This is a genomic window from Methanobrevibacter sp., assembly GCF_036307625.1.
Lineage (GTDB): Archaea > Methanobacteriota > Methanobacteria > Methanobacteriales > Methanobacteriaceae > Methanocatella.
Map to the genome: position 1 here is coordinate 1 of NZ_JAXJXF010000160.1, position 2,945 is coordinate 2,945.

Sequence of the window (2,945 nt, forward strand, 5' to 3'; positions counted from 1 at the left end):
AGGGATTACTATCTAATGAAGAATTTGCTTCACTGAAACAAGAACTTTTATCTGAAAATAATAATGAAAAAGCTCCCGTTGAAAATAATATTGAAGCTTCAACCAAATATTGTGGAAATTGTGGTGCAGAAGTTTCTCCAGATAATGCATTTTGTACTGAATGTGGAACACAAATAAATAATAATTAATCCATGAAATATTTATTTCTCGGAATTTCAGAAGTAGTTAAATTATAAAAAAAGAAATTTAGTAGATGCAGTTGCATCTACCTGATTAAAATTCCACTATAATGGTTCCCATCTATTGTTTCCAAGATGCCTTGCATAACCGCCACCAGGTTGCTGAACAATATCTCCAGTATAAAAAGTTTTCATTGATTGACGACTGTAAAATGCACCTGGATCATAGCTAGACGAACTGGTAGGTTCTGCTACAATCACTTTTTCTTTAACGGTCAATTCCTGTGTTGTGTTGTTACCAGTGTAGTTTTTATTTCCATCATACCGAGCACTGACATCGTATTTTCCTTTCTTCAAATCCAAATCCAGTTTTGCATTACCTTTATCGTTGGTTTGCACTGTTTTATTTGCTACAACCTTGCCTTTGCTGTCCTTAATTATGATGTTGACCTTCTCTTTGGATATTGGGCTTTTATTCAGGTCCGTTAATTTAACGGTTAAATTATCCCCTTCAGTCAAAGTCTTATTGCTGGTAATTTTTACTTTGCTTGCTTGTTTAGTATCGAACGGATGCAATACTGTTATTCCAATCATGACTGCAAGTATCAAAATTATTACGATCAATACGATAATGATATTTTTGCTTTCCATTTAAAAACACTCCTTAAGTGTGATAGCATCCTGCTTTGGCATCATAAGGCACGTATACTCCAGCATCCCTCCCGTCGATTGATTGAGGTATATAATGCCAGTTGTTTGCAATTGCATACTCACGGGTTTTACCCATTGAATCGACTGCCGGACCACTTCCTGGATAATATGAATATCCGTCTTCACTTAAACCGGATGCTGAATTAGAATTACTTGTTTTTTGATTATTGACTACTTTAGTAGTTGCCTCATTAACGCTGACATTTCCTGAATCGGAACTTGATGAATATTTGCCGTTTCCATTAAATGTGCATTCAACGGAATATTTGCCTTTTTCAGTCATCTTAAATTTAGCCTGACCTTTGGAATTTGTTTTTATTTCCTTATCAGTTGTCAATCCTTTTTTGTCTATAAGTTTTATTTTAATTGTTTCATTTGAAATCGGATTTCCATTGTTATCGGTTAATTTGAAAACCAATGCATCACCAACGTTGATGCTTTTATCGGCAATTTTTAAATTTGACTTTTCCTTTGCCATTTGCTGGGAGGCCATCACTCCTACAGCAACTGCAAGAATGACAACTATCACAACCAGTATTATGATTATATTTTTGTTTTCCATTTTAAACCTCTAAAATCAGTTGTATTTTAACGCCTATCATAATATTCCGGATGAGAATCTATATATGCTTGACCTGCAGTTTTACCGGTTGCCCTATGATAGTCTGCAGGACTGCTATAGCCATGGGCTCTTGCATCATCTATGGCGGCCTGTTCTCCCTCACTAAAACTGCTTCTTGAATAACCATTATAGTAATTATCATCATTGGAAGATGATTGGGCTTGATTGGATTGTGAAGCAGGTTGCGCTTCAACAGTTTTCTCCTTAACTGTCAAATTTTGAGTAGCATTGGATGCAGTATAGTTCTTATTGCCTCCAAAATTCACAGTGACATTGTATTTGCCTTTCTTTAAATCCAAATCAACTTTAGCATTGCCCTTTGAGTCGGTTTTCACCACATTATCAAAGACCACCTTGCCTTTACTATCTGTTACGGTAATGTTTACAATTTCGTCACAAATCGGTGTTTTATTCAAATCAGTTAATTTAAAAGTTAATGCACTGCCCTCATTTAAGGTTTTATTGCTTGTTATTTTTAATTTACTTGGTTGTTTTGTATCAAAAGGATGTAAAACAGTTATTCCAATAGCTGCCGCAAGAATAACTATTATTACTAAAAAAATTATTATAATGTTTTTGCTTTCCATATTATACCTTCCACGTATTAATCTTGTTAGCATATCAGTTGACAGTGATTTAAATAATCAGTATTGATTAATCTACTGCACAAATGCTATCATATCAAATCACATCATCTGTAAAAATAAAAAAATAAGTAACTGCAGACAGTTACCATTTCAAGAAATTAAGTTAGAGTTGTGAATAGAAATCACCATCTCTCATGAACGGCTCTTTTGGATCTTGTCCGCTTATTGCACGGCTCTTGTCCTCAATGAAATTTCCGCTTGGTGTCCAGAAACCATATCTTCCATCCTTATATCCATATTTAAAGTTTCCTTCTGTTCTTTCAACATAAGTGTCGCTCGAATGGGTTGGCTGTGATTCTGCAACCTTCTCCTTTTCCTTGACAGTTAGTTTCTGTGTTGTGTTGTTTCCGGTATAGTTTTCATTTCCACCATAGCTTACATCAACGTCATATTTTCCCTTTTGAAGCTTCAAATCCATTTTTGCATTGCCCTTGTCATCGGTTTTGACAGTCTTATTTGCAACAACCTTGCCTTTGTCGTTTTTGATTGTAATGTTGACATTCTGTTTGGACAATGGAGTTTTGTTTAAATCTGTTAATTTAACGGTCAAGTCCTTGCCTTCATATAAAGTTTTATTGCTGGTTACTTTGATTTTTGTCGGTTCTTTTGCATGCATCGGTTTCAATACCATAAATCCGATTGCAGCAGCAAGAATAACAATTATCACAAGCAATATTATGATTATGTTTTTGTTTTCCATTTAAGTTCCTCCCCATAAACTAATACTATTTATACACAACTTAAATATTAACATTTTCGGCAATGAAAATAATGCACAAAATCAAA

At 34.4% G+C, this 2,945-nt stretch carries 5 protein-coding genes; 1 reads left to right on the forward strand and 4 read right to left on the reverse strand.

The annotated features are described in order from the left end of the window. On the forward strand, window positions 1–188 hold a 188-nt coding region (locus tag UIB65_RS10225), incomplete at its 5' end, for a zinc-ribbon domain-containing protein (RefSeq protein WP_330041464.1). Window positions 189–284: 96 nt separating this feature from the next. Here the strand turns inward: UIB65_RS10225 and UIB65_RS10230 are convergent. The 4 genes from UIB65_RS10230 to UIB65_RS10245 form a co-directional block, all read right to left on the reverse strand. Next, complete coding sequence (locus tag UIB65_RS10230) at window positions 285–830, reverse strand: hypothetical protein (protein WP_330041465.1); 546 nt, start codon at window positions 828–830, stop codon at window positions 285–287. 13 nt (window positions 831–843) lie between these two features. Beyond that, complete coding sequence (locus UIB65_RS10235) at window positions 844–1,452, reverse strand: adhesin (RefSeq protein ID WP_330041467.1); 609 nt, start codon at window positions 1,450–1,452, stop codon at window positions 844–846. Window positions 1,453–1,478: 26 nt separating this feature from the next. Then, on the reverse strand, window positions 1,479–2,099 hold the full coding sequence (locus UIB65_RS10240) for a hypothetical protein (protein WP_330041469.1): 621 nt from the start codon (window positions 2,097–2,099) through the stop codon (window positions 1,479–1,481). A 163-nt stretch (window positions 2,100–2,262) separates the two neighbouring features. Continuing rightward, window positions 2,263–2,859 (reverse strand): hypothetical protein, encoded by a 597-nt coding sequence (locus tag UIB65_RS10245; RefSeq protein ID WP_330041471.1) that lies wholly within the window; start codon window positions 2,857–2,859, stop codon window positions 2,263–2,265. Window positions 2,860–2,945 lie beyond the last annotated feature (86 nt).